The 16,786-nt window shown below is 67.7% G+C and carries 17 protein-coding genes; 6 read left to right on the top strand and 11 right to left on the bottom strand.

The genetic code is table 11. The features are described from left to right. Positions 1-49: 49 nt before the first annotated feature. On the bottom strand, positions 50-1,615 hold the full coding sequence (gene miaB, locus H1R19_RS10600) for a tRNA (N6-isopentenyl adenosine(37)-C2)-methylthiotransferase MiaB (RefSeq protein ID WP_219851590.1): 1,566 nt from the start codon (positions 1,613-1,615) through the stop codon (positions 50-52). A 201-nt stretch (positions 1,616-1,816) separates the two neighbouring features. Between miaB and H1R19_RS10595 the strand changes: the two genes are divergently transcribed. Genes H1R19_RS10595 through H1R19_RS10580 form a run of 4 tightly spaced genes read left to right on the top strand, consistent with a single transcriptional unit; the run spans position 1,817 to position 5,150 of the window. Beyond that, the gene (locus H1R19_RS10595) at positions 1,817-2,545 is read left to right on the top strand and encodes an amino acid ABC transporter ATP-binding protein (RefSeq protein WP_219851589.1); all 729 of its coding nucleotides are present in this window, start codon (positions 1,817-1,819) and stop codon (positions 2,543-2,545) included. Between the two features lies 1 nt (position 2,546). After that, positions 2,547-3,575 (top strand): glutamate ABC transporter substrate-binding protein, encoded by a 1,029-nt coding sequence (locus tag H1R19_RS10590; RefSeq protein ID WP_280527235.1) that lies wholly within the window; start codon positions 2,547-2,549, stop codon positions 3,573-3,575. Between the two features lie 16 nt (positions 3,576-3,591). After that, positions 3,592-4,269 (top strand): amino acid ABC transporter permease, encoded by a 678-nt coding sequence (locus tag H1R19_RS10585; RefSeq protein ID WP_188329108.1) that lies wholly within the window; start codon positions 3,592-3,594, stop codon positions 4,267-4,269. Next, positions 4,266-5,150, top strand: coding sequence for an amino acid ABC transporter permease (locus H1R19_RS10580; protein ID WP_188329107.1), 885 nt, complete (start codon positions 4,266-4,268; stop codon positions 5,148-5,150). Before H1R19_RS10585 ends, H1R19_RS10580 begins: the two co-directional genes overlap by 4 nt. 14 nt (positions 5,151-5,164) lie before the next feature. Here the strand turns inward: H1R19_RS10580 and H1R19_RS10575 are convergent, their stop codons facing one another. From H1R19_RS10575 to pgsA, 7 genes are all read right to left on the bottom strand, one after another. After that, complete coding sequence (locus H1R19_RS10575) at positions 5,165-5,716, bottom strand: regulatory protein RecX (protein ID WP_219851364.1); 552 nt, start codon at positions 5,714-5,716, stop codon at positions 5,165-5,167. 8 nt (positions 5,717-5,724) lie between these two features. Further along, positions 5,725-6,768, bottom strand: coding sequence for a recombinase RecA (gene recA / locus H1R19_RS10570; protein WP_188329105.1), 1,044 nt, complete (start codon positions 6,766-6,768; stop codon positions 5,725-5,727). A 196-nt stretch (positions 6,769-6,964) separates the two neighbouring features. Further along, complete coding sequence (locus tag H1R19_RS10565; protein ID WP_188329104.1) at positions 6,965-7,159, bottom strand: DUF3046 domain-containing protein; 195 nt, start codon at positions 7,157-7,159, stop codon at positions 6,965-6,967. 59 nt (positions 7,160-7,218) lie between these two features. After that, the gene (locus H1R19_RS10560; protein ID WP_219851363.1) at positions 7,219-8,472 is read right to left on the bottom strand and encodes a glycosyltransferase; all 1,254 of its coding nucleotides are present in this window, start codon (positions 8,470-8,472) and stop codon (positions 7,219-7,221) included. A gap of 15 nt (positions 8,473-8,487) precedes the next feature. Next, entirely contained in the window at positions 8,488-9,309 is an 822-nt protein-coding gene (gene pspA / locus H1R19_RS10555; protein WP_188329102.1) for a phage shock protein PspA, read from the bottom strand. Positions 9,310-9,433: 124 nt separating this feature from the next. Beyond that, entirely contained in the window at positions 9,434-9,817 is a 384-nt protein-coding gene (locus H1R19_RS10550) for a helix-turn-helix domain-containing protein (protein ID WP_188329101.1), read from the bottom strand. A 138-nt stretch (positions 9,818-9,955) separates the two neighbouring features. Continuing rightward, positions 9,956-10,657: a CDP-diacylglycerol--glycerol-3-phosphate 3-phosphatidyltransferase gene (gene pgsA, locus H1R19_RS10545; RefSeq protein WP_219851362.1), complete on the bottom strand. Its 702-nt coding sequence runs from the start codon at positions 10,655-10,657 to the stop codon at positions 9,956-9,958. A 149-nt stretch (positions 10,658-10,806) separates the two neighbouring features. Between pgsA and H1R19_RS10540 the strand changes: the two genes are divergently transcribed. Both H1R19_RS10540 and H1R19_RS10535 read left to right on the top strand, forming a co-directional pair. Continuing rightward, positions 10,807-11,397 carry an amino-acid N-acetyltransferase gene (locus H1R19_RS10540; RefSeq protein WP_188329099.1) on the top strand — a complete coding sequence of 197 codons (591 nt, stop codon included), beginning with the start codon at positions 10,807-10,809 and terminating at the stop codon, positions 11,395-11,397. 4 nt (positions 11,398-11,401) lie between these two features. Then, entirely contained in the window at positions 11,402-11,686 is a 285-nt protein-coding gene (locus H1R19_RS10535; protein ID WP_219851361.1) for a YciI family protein, read from the top strand. A gap of 30 nt (positions 11,687-11,716) precedes the next feature. Here the strand turns inward: H1R19_RS10535 and H1R19_RS10530 are convergent, their stop codons facing one another. The 3 genes from H1R19_RS10530 to H1R19_RS10520 form a co-directional block, all read right to left on the bottom strand. Then, on the bottom strand, positions 11,717-12,730 hold the full coding sequence (locus H1R19_RS10530) for a TerC family protein (protein ID WP_219851360.1): 1,014 nt from the start codon (positions 12,728-12,730) through the stop codon (positions 11,717-11,719). Positions 12,731-12,949: 219 nt separating this feature from the next. After that, positions 12,950-16,045 (bottom strand): DNA translocase FtsK, encoded by a 3,096-nt coding sequence (locus H1R19_RS10525; RefSeq protein WP_219851359.1) that lies wholly within the window; start codon positions 16,043-16,045, stop codon positions 12,950-12,952. A gap of 81 nt (positions 16,046-16,126) precedes the next feature. Then, on the bottom strand, positions 16,127-16,759 hold the full coding sequence (locus H1R19_RS10520; protein WP_219851358.1) for a TIGR03085 family metal-binding protein: 633 nt from the start codon (positions 16,757-16,759) through the stop codon (positions 16,127-16,129). Between the last annotated feature and the right edge of the window lie 27 nt (positions 16,760-16,786).

Below are 16,786 nucleotides of genomic sequence, written 5' to 3'. Positions count from 1 at the left end.
TGCCTCACTTCGTGATCTGTCTCGGGTTGGCGGGCCGGCGGAAGAGTTCTCAGCCGCCGCATGCGCTACCGCAGCCGGCGTCGGCGGCCGGTAGGACCGCGGGGGCGCCGACACCGGGCAGGCCGAGACCGACGCCGACCGGGCCGGTCGTCGGGGTACGGCTCTGTTCGTGTGCGTCACCGGCGCGGGTACGACGATGCGCGAGGACCCCGGCGTCGGCGATCAGGTGGTGCGGTGCCGCGGCGGTGACGACGGTGTTCACCACATCGCCCGGCCGGATGCCGGCGACGGCGGCGCCGGGGGCGAAATGCACGAGGCGGCCATCGCGTGCCCGGCCGGTCATCCGTCGGGTCTTCGCCGACTTGCGGCCCTCGTCGGCGACGACGAGCAGTTCCACCTCGGTGCCGGTCAGCGCTTGGTTCTCCGACAGGCAGATCCGTTCCTGCAGGGCGATGAGCCGCTGGTAGCGCTCACTGACCACGTCGGCGGGCACCTGCTCGGCCATGGTCGCCGCGGGCGTACCGGGGCGAGGCGAGTACTGGAAGGTGAAGGCGCTGGAGAAGCGGACACGTTCGACGACGTCGAGAGTCGCCTGGAAGTCCTCTTCGGTCTCGCCCGGGAATCCGACGATGATGTCGGTGGTGATCGCCGCGTGGGGCATCGCGGCGCGGACCTTGTCCAGGATTCCCAGGAACTTGGTCTGCCGATAGCTGCGTCGCATCGCGCGCAGGATGCGGTCCGATCCCGACTGCAGCGGCATGTGCAGTTGCGGACACACATTGGGTGTCTGCGCCATCGCGTCGATGACGTCGTCGGTGAACTCGGCCGGGTGCGGAGAGGTGAAACGCACGCGTTCGAGGCCGTCGATCTCACCGCAGGCGCGCAACAGCTCGGCGAAGGCACCGCGGTTGCGGGGCTGGTCGGGGTCGGCGAAGGACATCCCGTAGGCGTTGACGTTCTGGCCCAGCAGCGTCACCTCGAGGACCCCCTGGTCGACGAGCGCCTGCACCTCGGCGAGCACCTCGCCCGGACGCCGGTCGACCTCTTTGCCGCGCAGCGACGGCACGATGCAGAACGTGCAGGTGTTGTTGCACCCCACCGACACCGACACCCAGCCCGAGTAGGCCGAGTCACGCTTGGCCGGCAGCGACGACGGGAATCGTTCGAGCGCGTCGAGGATCTCGACCTGGGCGGCGTCGTTGTGGCGGGCGCGGTCCAGCAACGCGGGCAGCGACCCGATGTTGTGTGTGCCGAACACCACATCCACCCACGGCGCACGCGCGAGCACGGTGTCCTTGTCCTTCTGGGCCAGGCAGCCGCCGACGGCGATCTGCATGCCTGGGCGGCTCGTCTTGACCGGGGCGAGGTGGGAGAGATTGCCGTAGAGCTTGTTGTCGGCGTTCTCGCGGATCGCGCAGGTGTTGAACACCACGAGATCGGCGTCGTCGTCCTCGGCGGCACGCACATAACCAGCGTCTTCGAGGAGACCGGCGATCCGCTCGGAATCGTGGACGTTCATCTGGCAGCCGTAGGTGCGAACCTGGTAGCGCCGCGGCACGTCCCCCGCCGCTCCGACGGCCTGGGTTGATCCGGCCTGATCAGGCCGGTCCGACAACTCGATACTCACTCCTACCAGGGTACGGGCCGAGGCAAATCGGCTTGCCGGCCCCGGTCGGTCGCCCCGTCGGGATCCTCCTCCTGCGGCCTCACCGGCCCATAGATGGCAGAGGTGGGGGCCGCCGGTGCCGACGGAGTTGGTTAGGGTTCGCCAATGACCGTTTCGCCGAGCAAGTCCGCGGACCCCGCGTCCGAGCCGATGATCGCGATGCGCGGGGTGCAGAAGCACTTCGGCTCGCTGCACGTCCTCAAGGACATCGACCTGGAGGTACCCGCAGGCCAGGTCGTGGTCGTCCTCGGTCCCTCCGGGTCCGGCAAGTCCACCCTGTGTCGCACCATCAACCGGCTCGAGCCCATCGACGCCGGTGAGATCCGCGTCGAGGGCAAGGTGCTGCCCGCCGAAGGCAAAGACCTCGCGCGTCTGCGCGCCGATGTCGGAATGGTCTTCCAGTCCTTCAACCTGTTCTCGCACAAGACAATTCTGCAGAACGTCGCGCTGGCGCCGACCAAGGTCCGCAAGAAGTCCAAGGACGACGCGGCCAAGCGGGCCCTCGAGCTCCTCGACCGCGTCGGCATCGCCAGCCAGAAGGACAAGTACCCCGCGCAGCTCTCCGGTGGGCAGCAGCAACGCGTCGCGATCGCCCGCTCACTCGCGATGGACCCGAAGGTCATGCTGTTCGACGAGCCGACCTCGGCGCTCGACCCGGAGATGGTCAACGAGGTGCTCGACGTGATGGTCGCGCTGGCCAAAGAAGGCATGACCATGCTCGTCGTGACCCACGAGATGGGCTTCGCACGCAAGGCCGCCGACCGGGTCATCTTCATGGCCGACGGCGCGATCATCGAGGACGCCGATCCGGAGACCTTCTTCACCAGCCCGCAGACCGATCGCGCACGCGATTTCCTCGGCAAGATCCTGGGACACTGACATGAGGTCGGTAAAGAACACCCCGACACGACTGCGTGGCGGCCGGTTGCGGACGGCGGGTCTGATGGTCGCCGTGGGCGCCATGCTCGCCGGCGCGCTCTCCGGTTGCGGCAGTACCGAACCCCGCAATCTGCTCGACTCGATCCGTGAGGGCTCGGTGGTGCTGGGCGTGAAGTTCGACCAGCCCGGTCTCGGACTCTACGAGCCGGACGGCAATGTCGAAGGATTCGACGCGTCGGTGTCGACCTACGTGGTCAACCACATCGCCGACGAACTCGGTGTCCCCCATCCCGAGATCACCTGGCGCGAGACGCCCTCGGCACGACGCGAGGCGATGATCGACAACGGTGAGGTGGATCTCATCGCCGCCACCTACTCGATCAATGCGGCCCGATCGAAGAAGGTGACGTTCGGCGGCCCGTACCTCGTCACCTATCAGGGACTGCTGGTGCGCGCCGACGACAACTCGATCACCGAGCTCCCCGATCTCGACAACGGCAAGAAGCTGTGTTCGGTCACCGGTTCGACCTCGGCGCAGAACGTCAAGGCGCAGCTGCCCGCGGTGCAGCTGCAGGAGTACGACTCGTACTCGGCGTGCGTGGAGGCGCTGCGACGCGGCAAGGTCGACGCGCTGACCACCGACGAGGCGATCCTCGCGGGATACGCGAACTTCTGGAAGGGCGAGTTCAAGCGCGTCGAGATGACCTACCTGAAAGATGCCTGCGTCAAGGATGCCCTGAAGAAAGCGGGCAGCCCGTTCTCCACCGAACGCTACGGCGTCGGGCTGGCGCTGAACGACACGGCATCGCAGGAGGCGGTGAACAAGGCGCTCGACGCCATGCTCACGCCCGACGCCGGCGACGCATCCGCGTGGAACGCCGATCTGCGGGAGTCGCTGGGCAACGCCTACGTCGACGACATCATCGCCCGCGGTGACCGGCCCGATTCGAAGTTCCCCTACAAACCCGACCCCGGTGACCTGGACTTCCTCGACTCACCGTCCACCCCGTGCCCGCCCGGGCTCCAGTGAGTGACGGGAGCAACCGATGAATGACGTCTCTCTGTGGGACAGCATGGGCCCCGAACTGTGGCCCGCCTTCTGGGTGACCATCCAGTTGACCTTCTACTCGGCGATCGGCGCACTGATCTGGGGCACGATCCTCGCCGGCATGCGTGTCTCCCCGGTTCCCGTGATGCGCGGGTTCGCCGAGGTGTACGTGAACATCGTCCGCAACACCCCGCTGACGCTTGTCGTGCTGTTCTGCGCGATCGGCCTGTACCAGAACCTCGGACTCACCTTCGCGCCGACGATCGAGTCCAACAACTTCTGGCTCGCGGTACTCGCCTTCGTCCTGTACACCTCGACGTTCGTGTGCGAGACGCTGCGCTCGGGCTTCAACACCGTCCCGCTCGGGCAGGCCGAGGCGGCCCGTTCCCTGGGACTGTCGTTCCCGCAGGTCTTCGGGGTCATCGTGCTCCCGCAGGCCGTCCGGTCGGTCATCGGACCGCTGGGCAGCGTGCTGATCGCGTTGACCAAGAACACCACCGTGGCCTCGGTCATCGGCGTCGCCGAGGCCGCCGCCCTGATGAAGACCGAGATCGAGACCTACTCCGACCAGCTGTTCGTCATCTTCGGCGTGATCGCGGTCGGGTTCATGATCATCACTCTCAGCGAGGGTGCCGTGTTCGGCTACCTCGCCAAGCGACTGGCGGTGAAACGATGAGTGCCGACGCAACCGTCCTGTACGACGCGCCCGGTCCCCGGGCCAGAGCGCGCAACCGTCTCCTCGCGGTCGCCTTCATCGCGGTCCTCGCCGCGATCGCGATCTATGTGATCACCGTGCTCGCCGCCAACGACCAGTTCACCGGCGAGAAGTGGTCACCGTTCGTCACCTGGAGCACCTGGACCGGGTACATCCTTCCGGGCCTGTGGCGGACGCTGTCGGCCGCGGCGGTCTCGATCGTGCTGTCGCTGCTCCTCGGCGCCGTACTCGGCATCGGCCGGCTCTCCGATCACCGGTGGGTCCGCATGGTGGCCGGCCTGTTCGTCGAGGTGTTCCGTGCCATCCCGGTCCTGATCCTGATGGTGTTCACGTGGTTCCTGTTCGCTATCTACGGCATCTTCCCGTCGTCGGCACTCGCGTTCGCCGCCGTCGTCACCGGCCTGACCCTCTACAACGGCTCGGTGATGGCCGAGATCCTGCGATCGGGCATCAACTCGCTGCCCATGGGGCAGACCGAGGCGTCGATGGCGCTGGGTCTGCGTAAGAGCCAGATGATGCGCATAGTGCTGCTCCCCCAGGCGATCACGGCGATGATGCCCGCACTGATCTCGCAGATGGTGGTGGCACTCAAGGACAGCGCCCTGGGCTACATCATCGGCTACTCGGAGGTCGTGCGCAGCGGCCTGTTGTCGGCGTCGCGATACGGCAACTACATCCCCGCGCTGATCGTGGTGGCGATCATCATGATCGTCATCAACTTCGGTCTGTCGACCTTCGCCACCGCCCTGGAACGCCGGCTGCGGCAGGGGCGCCGCGCGACGGCCCCCACCGCCGAAGAGGAAGAACTGGCCGCCTCGGAGAACGTCTCGTACCGCAAGTGAGCCGCGTGAGGTGCTCAGCCGCTGCGTAGCGCGCTGAGCGCCTCACCCACGACGTCGAACGCGAGGGACTGAGAGTATCCCCGCCGCACCAGCATTCCGACGAGGCGACGCTTGGCCTTCTCGTGCTCGGTGCGGTCGGCGGCGATCCGCTCGACGGTGGAGGCGGTCAATTTGCGGTCCACCAGACCCGCGGCGATCTCCCGCTCGGCGTCGGGGTCGATGTCGGCGAGGACATCACCGATGATCGACTCGTCGATCCCCTTGGTACGGAGCTCATGGCGCAGCGCCACACTCCCCCTGCCGGAGTTGCGGGAACGGGACCGCACCCACTCGGAGGCGAAGTCCGCGTCGTCGATCAGCTGGTGCCGGTCGAGACGTTCCATCACGTCGTCGACGGTGTCCGCGTCGAAGCCCTTGCGGGTCAATCGTTCTCGCATCTCCTGGCGTGAACGCGCGCGGACCCCGAGCAGTCGCAGTGCCGAGTCCCATGCGGTGGGGCCCTTGCGGTCGGGATTCTTGTCGTCCCGACGCTCGTGCGTCTGTTCGGGGTCCGTGGATTCGCTCAATGCCTACCTCAGAACTCGACCGGGGCGGGTGCGATCTCGTCGGCGTCGACGGTCGCTCCGATGCCCAGCTTCTCCTTGATCTTCTTCTCGATCTCATCGCGGATGTCGAGGTTCTCGAGCAGGAACTTGCGGGCGTTCTCCTTGCCCTGGCCGAGCTGGTCGCCCTCGTAGGTGAACCACGACCCGGACTTGCGGATGAAGCCCTCCGCGACGCCCATGTCGATCAGCGAGCCCTCCTTGCTGATGCCGTGGCCGTAGAGGATGTCGAACTCGGCCTGCTTGAACGGCGGTGCGACCTTGTTCTTGACGACCTTCACACGGGTGCGGTTACCGACGGCCTCTGTCCCGTCCTTGAGGGTCTCGATGCGCCGGACGTCGAGACGCACCGACGAGTAGAACTTGAGAGCCTTACCGCCCGTGGTTGTCTCGGGCGTACCGAACATGACGCCGATCTTCTCGCGCAGCTGGTTGATGAAGATCGCGGTGGTCTTGGACTGGCTGAGCGCACCGGTCATCTTGCGGAGCGCCTGACTCATCAGGCGGGCCTGCAGGCCGACGTGGCTGTCGCCCATCTCGCCCTCGATCTCGGCCTTGGGCACCAGTGCGGCGACCGAGTCGATGACCAGGATGTCCAGAGCGCCCGAACGGATCAGCATGTCGGCGATCTCGAGAGCCTGCTCACCGGTGTCGGGCTGGGACACCAGGAGCGCGTCGGTGTCGACGCCGAGCTTGGCGGCGTAGTCGGGGTCGAGAGCGTGCTCGGCGTCGATGAAGGCGGCGATGCCGCCCTGGGCCTGGGCATTGGCGACGGCGTGCAGTGCCACCGTGGTCTTACCCGACGACTCCGGACCGTAGATCTCGACGACGCGGCCGCGGGGCAGACCACCGATGCCGAGAGCGACGTCCAGTGCGATCGAACCGGTCGGGATGATCTCGATCGGCTGACGGGTCTCCTCGCCGAGACGCATCACCGAACCCTTGCCGAAGTTCTTGTCGATCTGGGCTAGAGCCAGATCGAGGGCCTTCTCACGGTCTTGAGGCGCAGATGCCATGGGGGTTCTCCTCGGTTGTGAACCGGATTTCCGGCGGGTGGTCGGTGCGGTCCGGGCGTTCATGTCTGAAAGGTAGCCGGTGGGTCCGACAATTCTTCAGACGCACTCGCGGTCCGTGCGGTTCCGCTGTGTGTTCCGTCGGACACCAGGATGAACGAACACCTGTTCGATGGCAAGTGCGACACGCGGGCGTGTCTCACCAACGGTGGCGAGGTACGTCGAAGTCGCGACAGATGGCGATCCAGACATCCCGGGGATCCACCCCGTCGTCGATCGCCTGCGCGCCGGTGCGCCCGCCGACGTCCATCAAGACGTGGTCGGCCAGGATCGAATCTGCCGAGGACACACCGAATTCGGTGGTCATCAGCTCGGTGAACTCGGTCAGGCGCACGGCCCCACCCTACGGAAGCCTCCGGCGGATGCGCCCGCTGCCCCGCCGCGCCCGCCGCCTCACCGGGTGAGTACCCGATGCGCCTGGATCACCGGGTCGACGACATCGGCCACCGAGTCGCCGATCCGCCGCGCGGCCAGGGCATGGCCGGGATCCTCGAGAACAGCCCGAACGGACTCGAGCATGGTGTCGACGGTGACCGGCCGCACGTACCGGCCGGCGCCGGCGCGTTGCACGCGGTTGGCGAGCTCCCACTGGTCGCCGCCGCCGGGCACCGCGACCACCGGCACGCCCGCCGACATCGCCTTGGCGAGAATCCCGTGACCCGATCCGCAGATCAGCAGGTCGGCGTGCTCGAGCACCTCGTCCTGGCGCGCGAGTCCAACCGTGATGCGGTCACCGCCGTGTGAGTCACCGCCGTGTGAGTCACCGCCGTGTGGGTCACCGCCGTGTGGGTCACCGAACAGGGCCAGGTCGCGGTCGTCGGGACGGTGCAGGCCGGAGACCACCACGCGCACCCCGATGCCCGTCTGCGCCTCCACTTCCGCCAGGGCCTGCAGCGCTACGCCGACCATGTCGGGAGCTCCGGTCCGGGCCGTCGACGGTGCCAGGACCACGAGAGGTGAGTCGCCGGGGGGTCGTCGGAAGATCTCGTCGGTCGGTTCCCACAGCAACGGTCCGATCAGATGGGTGTCGGCGGGCCAGTCCGGTCGCGGTACCTCCAGGCCGGGCAGGGTGGCGACGAATCGCGCCACGGGTCGCGCACCGGCGTCGTCGGGATCGGCGACCAGCCCGATCGAGGCGCGCGCCGCGGCCCGCTGTCGCAGGCCTTTCCGGATCGATGCCGACGTGGCCGCGCGCATCAGGGTGTCGCGCAACCGACCGCGCACGCCGTGGCCCGGCGCGAGTCCTGAGCCGATGGGCGGCAGGCCCCGCGACGGCGCATACAGGGGATGCGGCGACAACTCGATCCACGGCAGGCCGCAGCATTGCGCGGCCCATCCCCCGCCGAGGGTGATCACATCGGAGACGACCAGATCGACGTCGGCGGCCACCAGCACCGGCGCGAGCCGCTGTGCCATCCGCGCGGCGCGGATGCTGAGTTTGTCTCCGGCGTCGGAGTCGTCGTCGGCCTCCTCGGCCACCAGACCGGGCAGTTCGGCGAGGTCGATGCCGCGGCGGGCGGCGGCCTCCGACCAGTTCGGTCCGGTGTAGACCGTCGCGCGATCCCCGGCCGCGGCGAACCGCTCGGCGAGTGCGAAAGCCGGAAAGGCATGTCCCGCATCAGATCCCGCGACTATGGCAACGTGCACGCGTCGCGTCGCGAGTCAGCCCTGCTGCGGTGGTTCGGTGGCCGGGGGGGCGGGTTGTGCCGCCGGCTGGCCCTTCTGCAACGGCGGCGCAGTGGCGCCCGCCGAGGGCAGTGCATCGCCGCGCATGCTCGCCCGGATCTGCTCGAGTCGGGAGTGGCCGGCCATCTGGATGCCGGCGTGCTCGACCTCCTGCATCCGGCCCGCGACCGAGTTCTGTGCCAGTTCGGCGGAGCCGAGGGCGTTGGCGTACCGACGCTCGATCTTCTCGCGGACCTGGTCGAGGTTCGGGGTGTTGCCGGGGACGGACAGCTCGCTCATCTGATTGAGCGAGGCACTGACCTGCTCCTGCATCTTGGCCTGCTCGAGCTGGCTGAGCAGCTTGGAGCGCTCGGCGAGCTTCTGCTGGAGCATCAACGCGTTGCGTTCGACCGCCTTCTTGGCCTGGCCGGCGGCCTGGAGGGACTGGTCGTGCAGGGATTTGAGGTCTTCGACGCTCTGTTCGGCGGTCACCAGCTGCGCGGCGAATGCCTCGGCGGCGTTGGTGTACTCCGTCGCCTTCTGCGTGTCGCCTGCGGCCGCGGCCTGGTCGGCGAGCGTCAGCGCCTGGCGGGTGTTGGCCTGGAGACGTTCGATGTCCTCGAGCTGCCGATTCAGCTTCATCTCGAGCTGGCGCTGGTTACCGATCACCGACGCGGCCTGCTGCGACAACGCCTGGTGCTGGCGCTGGGCGTCTTCGATCGCCTGTTGGATCTGCACCTTCGGGTCTGCGTGCTCGTCGATCTTCGCGTTGCCGAGTGCCGACAGGTAGCGCCACAACTTCACGAACGGGTTCGCCATGCTCTACGTACTCCATTCAGGGGTCTGAGAACTCTGGTGACCAATCTAGCGTCTGAGAGCTCCCGGTGAGACCGTGTCGCCTGTCCGGCGGGTCGTTCACACGACGGGTCGACCGGTCGGTGGGTCAGGCGGCGGCGAGCGCCGTGGCCTCGCGCCTGCCCGCGGGTGCGGGGATCACGACCTTGGTGGCGGTCAGGGCCGCCTCGGTGATCTCGGCCGCGCCATGTGCCGACACCGTTTCTCGTCCGGCGCCGACGACGGCGGGCTCGGCTCCGGCGGGCCGCATGGCATGGCCGACTTCGAGGAGCAGGTCGGCGATCTCCACGTCGAGCGCGGCGCAGATCGCCGCGAGCAGTTCGCTCGAGGCCTCTTTCTGGCCGCGTTCGACCTCCGAGAGGTAGCCGAGGCTCACGCGTGCACCGGTGGACACCTCGCGCAGGGTGCGGCCCTGCTGTGTGCGGACCCGACGCAGGCTGTCGCCGAGCGCCTCCCGTAAGAGCATCGCCATCGAGTCTCCTCTCCCTGCCCTATCCAGAATCTGTTGCCGACCGCCAGGGTCGGGCCCTGTGTCGATGGCTTCCAATCCAGAACGCATCGCGCGGCCGGAAGGTTCCCGCGGCGCCCGTGGAAACGACAGTAGTCGAACTCACCGACCGCCGCCGGTTCCTCCGACGGCACGTCTCGCCGGGGCCGGGGCCGCCGGATCACGATCGTGACGCTCGGACCGGACCTTGACGGCCTGCCAGGTGTAGTCCAGGCCGGTGTAGATGGTGACGATCACCGCCAGAGCCATCAGGATGCCGGCGGCGATCTGCCAGCCGCCGCCGAGCGGGGCCAGGTAGAGCCCGATCGCCACCGCTTGGAGCAGCGTCTTGAGCTTGCCGCCACGACTGGCCGGGATGACCTTGTGCCGCAGTACCCAGAAACGGAGTGCGGTGACCCACACCTCCCGCGCGACGATGACGGCGGTGATCCACCAGGGCAGGATTCCGAGTACCGACAGCCCGACGAGTGCGCCGCCGATCAGAGCCTTGTCGGCGATCGGGTCGGCCATCTTGCCGAAGTCGGTGATCAGCCCGCGCCGGCGGGCGATCCGGCCGTCGTAGCGGTCGGTCAGTGCGGCGACCGCGAAGATCACCGTCGCGATCGATCGCCAGAGTGTGGACTCACCGGAGTCGACGAACAGCGCGACCAGGAACACCGGCACCAAGACGATGCGGAACACGGTGAGCGCGTTCGCGATGTTGACCACGGGTACGGGATCGACGGGATCGGTGATGTGGTCCGGTCCGCGACCGACGTTCGCGATGCCCTTCTCGTCGACGGCACGCCGAATCCGGTCGGTCATGAGCACGCCCCTGTGCGCGGCGCGGTGCCGCAGTTCAGGGCGATTCTCAGATGCACGTCCATCAGGGTATCGGCAGCCGCGGCACCGGAGGTGAACAGGTCGGCTCCGCGTCGGCCGACCGAGTGCGGAGGAGACTAAGGTGAAGTCCCATGTCCCCCGTCGAATCGGAGTCCGTCGAACCCGACGATGCACCGGATTCCGTTGCGCCTGAACCGAGTACTGCGCAATCGGCATCCGACGCCGTGGTCGTCCGACGCGCGCGGACCTCCGACGTGCCACGCATCAAGGAACTGATCGACCAGTACGCCGGGAAGATCCTCCTCGAGAAGAACCTCGTCACCCTCTACGAATCGATCCAGGAGTTCTGGGTCGCCGAGATCGACGGACTCGTCGTCGGATGCGGTGCCCTGCACGTGCTGTGGGCCGACCTCGGTGAGGTCCGCACCGTGGCGGTCGACACCGCTCATGCCGGCCGCGGCATCGGCCATCGGCTGGTCGACCGGCTGATGGGCATCGCACGCGACCTGGAACTGTCGCGTGTCTTCGTACTCACCTTCGAGACGAGTTTCTTCGCCCGCCACGGCTTCACCGAGATCCAGGGCACGCCCGTCACCCGAGAGGTCTTCGAGGAGATGTGCCGGTCCTACGACACCGGCGTCGCCGAGTTCCTCGACCTGAGCTACGTCAAACCGAACACACTGGGCAACACCCGCATGTTGGCCACCATCGAGCAGGAGTGAACAGATGCCCTTATTCGCCGTGCAGTACACCTATCGTCCCGCCAAGGCCGCACTCCGCGACGAGCACCGCAAGCTGCACCGGACGTGGCTGGGCGAGGAACACAGCGCGGGCAACGTCCTGATCGCCGGTCCCTACCCCGACGGGTCGGGCGCGCTCATCGTGATCCGTGCGGCCGACCTCGAGGCGGCCGAGGCGTTCCTCGCCAATGACCCGTTCATCGCCCACGAGGCCGTCGACGCGGTGCGCATCGACGAGTGGACGCAGGTCTTCGGGCCCTTCGAGTCCTGACCCGCGCCCACTCGCCGGGAGCACGTCCGTTCAGCCGTTCAGCGACTTCGACGTCTCGGCGTCCTTCGGGGTCGCCGAACCCCTACTCCTGATCAGGCTCGCCACGGTGGTGATCACCAGGACACCGACGATCACCGACAGCGACAGCGGGGTGGAGATCTCCGGGACGCTCACGTGCTCACCGCCGTTGACGAACGGCAGGGTGTTCTCGTGCAGGGCGTGCAGGACGAGCTTCGCGCCGATGAACGCGAGGATGATCGACAGGCCGATCGACAGGTAGACCAGGCGGTCGAGGAGGCCGCCGAGCAGGAAGTACAACTGGCGCAGGCCCATCAGCGCGAACGCGTTGGCGGTGAACACCAGGTACGGCTCGGAGGTGAGCCCGTAGATCGCCGGGATCGAGTCGAGGGCGAACAGCACGTCGGTGAACCCGATGACGATGAGGACCATCAGCATCGGCGTCGCGAGCCGTTTGCCGTTGACGCGGGTGAACAGCTTGTCGCCGTCGTAGGAGTCGTGCGTACGCAGGAAACGCTTCACGAACCGCTCGAGGCGGGTCTCACGCTGTTCCTCGTGCTCCACCGGGTCGTCGCTCTCGCGGACGAGTTTGATCGCGGTGAAGATCAGGAACGCGCCGAACAGGTAGAACACCCAGCTGTAGGTGTTGATCGCGGCCGCGCCGACGGCGATGAAGATGCCGCGCATGCCCAGCGCCATCACGATGCCCAGCAACAGGACTTTCTGCTGGTACTCCACCGGCACGGCGAATTTGGCCATGATGATGACGAATACGAACAGGTTGTCCACCGACAGCGCCTTCTCGGTGACGTACCCGGCGAAGTACTCCCCGCCGAACGTGCCGCCCCATTTCCACCACACGAACGCACCGAAGACGATGGCGATGGTGATGTAGACGGCCGACCAGGTGCCCGACTCTTTGAGCGAGGGGGCGTGCGGGACGCGCACGTGGGAGAAGAAGTCGAACACGAACAATCCGAGGATCACCGCACAGGTGATCAGCCACACGGATACAGAGACATCCACAGCATTCCTCCAGCAGGCAGCATGAGCTGACGAGCCAGAGGTCTCTCCCGCCGGAATGGCGGCCGACGCTCCGGGCCACGGCCGCGACGATGATCGGCATCATCGCGGGTCGTGACCGTATTGACGGAGACGCCGCGTCGGGGATACTCCCCTCATGGGTCTTGGGCTACCCTAGTACACGAGGTCGTACTCCCGCAGAACCCCCCGGTCAGGACGCTTTCAGCCGTCGGAGGGGTCTGCGTCGCCGCCGCCGCCGGTGATCGAGGCGATGACGCCCGCGAGGTCGTCGGGCTTGACCAGCACCTCACGCGCCTTGGAACCCTCGCTCGGACCGACGACGCCACGGGTCTCCATCAGATCCATCAGGCGCCCGGCCTTCGCGAAACCGACGCGCAGCTTGCGCTGCAACATCGACGTCGATCCGAACTGGCTCGACACGACGAGTTCGATGGCCTGCAACAGGTCGTCGAGGTCGTTGCCGATGTCGCCGTCGATGTCCTTCTTGTCGCCGGCCTTGGCCGCCGTGACGCCCTCGGTGTACTCCGGCTCGGCCTGTTCCTTGGCGAAGTCGACGACTGCCGAGATCTCCTCGTCGGTGATGTAGGCGCCCTGCATACGGGTCGGCTTGTTGGCGCCCATGGGCAGGAACAGTCCATCGCCCATGCCGATCAGCTTCTCGGCACCCGGCTGATCGAGGATGACGCGGGAGTCGGTCAGCGACGACGTCGCGAACGCCAGTCGCGACGGCACGTTGGTCTTGATGAGACCGGTGACGACGTCGACCGACGGGCGCTGCGTCGCCAGGACCAGGTGGATGCCCGCGGCACGGGCCTTCTGGGTGATGCGCACGATCGCGTCCTCGACGTCGCGGGGCGCGGTCATCATCAGGTCGGCGAGCTCGTCGACGATGGCGAGGATGTACGGGTACGGCTTGTACACGCGTTCGCTGCCGAGCGGGGTCGTGATCTCACCGGAGGCCACCTTGGCGTTGAAGTCGTCGATGTGACGCACCCGCGAGGCCTTCATGTCCTGGTAGCGCTGCTCCATCTCCTCGACGAGCCATGCAAGCGCCGCGGCGGCCTTCTTCGGCTGGGTGATGATCGGCGTGATCAGGTGCGGGATGCCCTCGTACGGTGTGAGTTCCACCATTTTCGGGTCGATGAGGATCATGCGCACCTGTTCGGGCGTGGCCCGGCTCAGCAGGGACACCAGCATCGAGTTGACGAAACTCGACTTGCCCGAACCGGTCGAGCCGGCCACCAGCAGGTGCGGCATCTTCGCCAGGTTCGCGCTGACGAAGTCGCCCTCGATGTCCTTGCCCAGGCCGATCACCAGCGGGTGCTTGTCCTTGCGCGTCGACGGCGCGTTGAGCACGTCGGCCAGACGCACCATCTCGCGGTCGGCGTTGGGGACCTCGATACCGACCGCGGACTTACCCGGGATGGGGGCGAGGAGCCGGACGTTGTCCGTCGCCGCGGCGTAGGCGATGTTGCGCTGCAGGGCGGTGATCTTCTCGACCTTCACGCCCGGGCCGAGCTCGACCTCGTAGCGCGTGACCGTCGGCCCGCGGGTGTAACCGGTGACCGCGGCGTCGATCTTGAACTGTTCGAGAACCCCGGTCATCCGGTCGATCATGTCGTCGTTGGCGCTGCTGCCCATCTTGGGCGGATCGCCGTCGATCAGCAGGTGCAGGGGCGGCAGGATGTAGTCGCCCTCGGCGGCCGGCGCCGACGGCGCGAACGTCTCCTCGTCGTCCTCGTCGACGACGTCGGGTTCGGGTTCGGGTGCCGGGCGCGGTGCCGGCCGCGACGCCGCTGCAGCCGTACGCGACGGGGTGGAGCGCGGGGTCGTCGAACGCGACGGGGTCGAACGCGTCGCGGCGCGCGGCGCGATCACCTCGGTGACCTGTTCGTCGGGTGCGGCGTCGCCGATCGGCTCGGTCAGCGCATCGCCGAAGTTCTCCGTGACCGCCTCTTCCACCGGCGCCAGGTCGTCGAGCTTGGCCGGCTTGCGCCGGGAGGCCCGTGCAGAGGCGCGCGACGGGGTCACATCCGGCGGGTAGTTGTCGTAAGGGTTCGACGAGTAGGGACTCGACGAGCGGCGCCGGTAGCTGCCATCGGTGTCGTCCTCGGCCGGATCCCCGAACTCAGAATCCCCGAACTCAGAATCTCCGAACTCCGGATCACCGAACTCGGGGTCGTCGTAGTTCTCGGCGTCGTCGTCCCAGTCGTCGGTGGCCCACGGCAGGTCGTCGCGGGTGTCGGGGACACCGAGCCCGAGGTAGCCCGACGCGGCGTCGACGACCTCACGCACGGTCCTCCCGCTGTAGATCAGCACCCCGAAGGCCATGCACAGCAACAGGATCGGCACCGACACCCAGGCGGTGACACCGGCGGTCAGCGGTGTGCCGACCGCGAAGCCGATGAAGCCTGCGGCACCCGAGCGACCGGGCAGATCCAGAGGCGCGCCGGCGATGAGGTGCATCAGACCGAGCAGCGGCAGCACCACCAGGAATGCGCTGCAGAGGTAGCGTCCGCGGCGTTCGGGAGCGGCGGGCCGACGCATCAGCATGATCGCCGCGGCAACCAGCACGACGGGCACCAGGACGGCCGCGGAGCCGATGATCGCGCGGATGAGCGCCTCGATGAAGGCTCCGACGGGTCCCGCGGCCCCGAACCACACACTCGCTCCGACGAGCAGACCGAGCGCGATCAGCCCGAGCGCGATCCCATCGCGACGGTGGGTGTGTCCCTGTCGGCCGGCACCGGCCCGCCCGCCGGGACCGAAGTCGTCGGCGGCCTCGTGGTCACTGTCGTAGTTGTCGTAGTCGTCGTCCCGGTCGTACTCGTCGTCGAAGCCGCCCTCACCCGACTCGGCCCGGGGTCCACGTCCGACGTCGGAACCCACTCGTGCCGCACTGCCCACCCCGCGGGCGAACAGCGACCAGCCCGCGCCGATCCCCTTCCCCACCGCGGATGCCCCGGCGGCGGCGACGGAGCGACGATGCAGGTCGACCGATTCCGCCTGCGCGGAGCTGTTGCGACGACGCGGGGTCGCGGTCGCCGAGCGCGCCGAACTGCGCGTCGAGGACCTGGCACCGGCGCGCGAGGCGCCGGTCGTGCCCGCGGTTGCCCGTCCGGACGTCCGGCTCCCAGAGCCCTTGGCTCCGGACCGGCTGCCTGCTGCCTTGCTGCCTGCTGCCCTGCCGCCGGTTCCCTTGCCGGCCGTCCCCTTGCTGCTCGCGGCCCGTCCGCCGGAACTCTTGGCGCCACGCGACGCGGACGCGCGTGTACCCGTGCTTGCCTTCGAAGCCATACGGACAGACTAGTGGGCGGAGGTCACATCAGTCACATGGGCAACACACGCAACCGGTCGCGTGTCGAAGTTGTGACCGATCTACAGTCCTCGGGGACTGTTCTGGACCGCGGCAACCGCGGTCGCGTCGCCGTCGAAGGTGACATCGACGGGTGCGCGCCCGAACGAGAAGAGCACGAGCTCACCGACCGGACCCGTGATCACGACGTCGTCGCCGGACCCGGCGGTCACGAGGCCCTCACCGTCGGTGGTGCGCAGCGTCACACGCGCCGGCACGTTCTTCAGCGTCATCCTCGCCATCGTCTTCACCGGGGTGCGGAGCTGCGCCTCGAGATCGGGAGACAACGCCCGCGGTGTCCACGAGCCGTCGGGATCGGCACCGCCACGCAACACGTCCTCGTGGTGGACGAACATCTCGGTCAGGTTCGCGAACCGGTCGACGAGTTTGAACGGTGAGTACAGCGGCGGACCCGACGCGAGAAGGCGCAGGAGCGAGTCCCAGTCCTTCGACGCAGCCTGCGCCCGCACCTTCTCGGTGTACCCGGCAAACGCCGGGATGAGGATGCCGGGGCCGGTGTCCAACCGCCGTTCCCGCACAACCAGGTGAGCCAACAGATCGCGGGCCGTCCAACCCTCACAGAGGGTGGGGGCGTCGGGCCCCACCCTCTTCAAGGTGTCGACGAGAGCCGATCTTTCCTCCTGAGCACCAGTCACACGACCAGAGTAGCGAGCCGGGGAGAA

Source organism: Gordonia jinghuaiqii (assembly GCF_014041935.1).
Lineage (GTDB): Bacteria > Actinomycetota > Actinomycetes > Mycobacteriales > Mycobacteriaceae > Gordonia > Gordonia jinghuaiqii.
The sequence above is the reverse complement of the archived record's forward strand: the minus strand, read 5'-3'. Positions and strand labels throughout refer to the sequence as shown.

Coding starts and splice junctions, on each gene's coding strand:
- H1R19_RS10595 (WP_219851589.1), top strand. CDS start 1,817: ATGATCGCGATGCGCGGGGTGCAGAAGCACTTCGGCTCGCTGCACGTC.
- H1R19_RS10590 (WP_280527235.1), top strand. CDS start 2,547: ATGAGGTCGGTAAAGAACACCCCGACACGACTGCGTGGCGGCCGGTTG.
- H1R19_RS10585 (WP_188329108.1), top strand. CDS start 3,592: ATGAATGACGTCTCTCTGTGGGACAGCATGGGCCCCGAACTGTGGCCC.
- H1R19_RS10580 (WP_188329107.1), top strand. CDS start 4,266: ATGAGTGCCGACGCAACCGTCCTGTACGACGCGCCCGGTCCCCGGGCC.
- recA (WP_188329105.1), bottom strand. CDS start 6,768: ATGGCATCTGCGCCTCAAGACCGTGAGAAGGCCCTCGATCTGGCTCTA.
- pspA (WP_188329102.1), bottom strand. CDS start 9,309: ATGGCGAACCCGTTCGTGAAGTTGTGGCGCTACCTGTCGGCACTCGGC.
- H1R19_RS10550 (WP_188329101.1), bottom strand. CDS start 9,817: ATGGCGATGCTCTTACGGGAGGCGCTCGGCGACAGCCTGCGTCGGGTC.
- pgsA (WP_219851362.1), bottom strand. CDS start 10,657: ATGACCGACCGGATTCGGCGTGCCGTCGACGAGAAGGGCATCGCGAAC.
- H1R19_RS10540 (WP_188329099.1), top strand. CDS start 10,807: ATGTCCCCCGTCGAATCGGAGTCCGTCGAACCCGACGATGCACCGGAT.
- H1R19_RS10535 (WP_219851361.1), top strand. CDS start 11,402: ATGCCCTTATTCGCCGTGCAGTACACCTATCGTCCCGCCAAGGCCGCA.
- H1R19_RS10525 (WP_219851359.1), bottom strand. CDS start 16,045: ATGGCTTCGAAGGCAAGCACGGGTACACGCGCGTCCGCGTCGCGTGGC.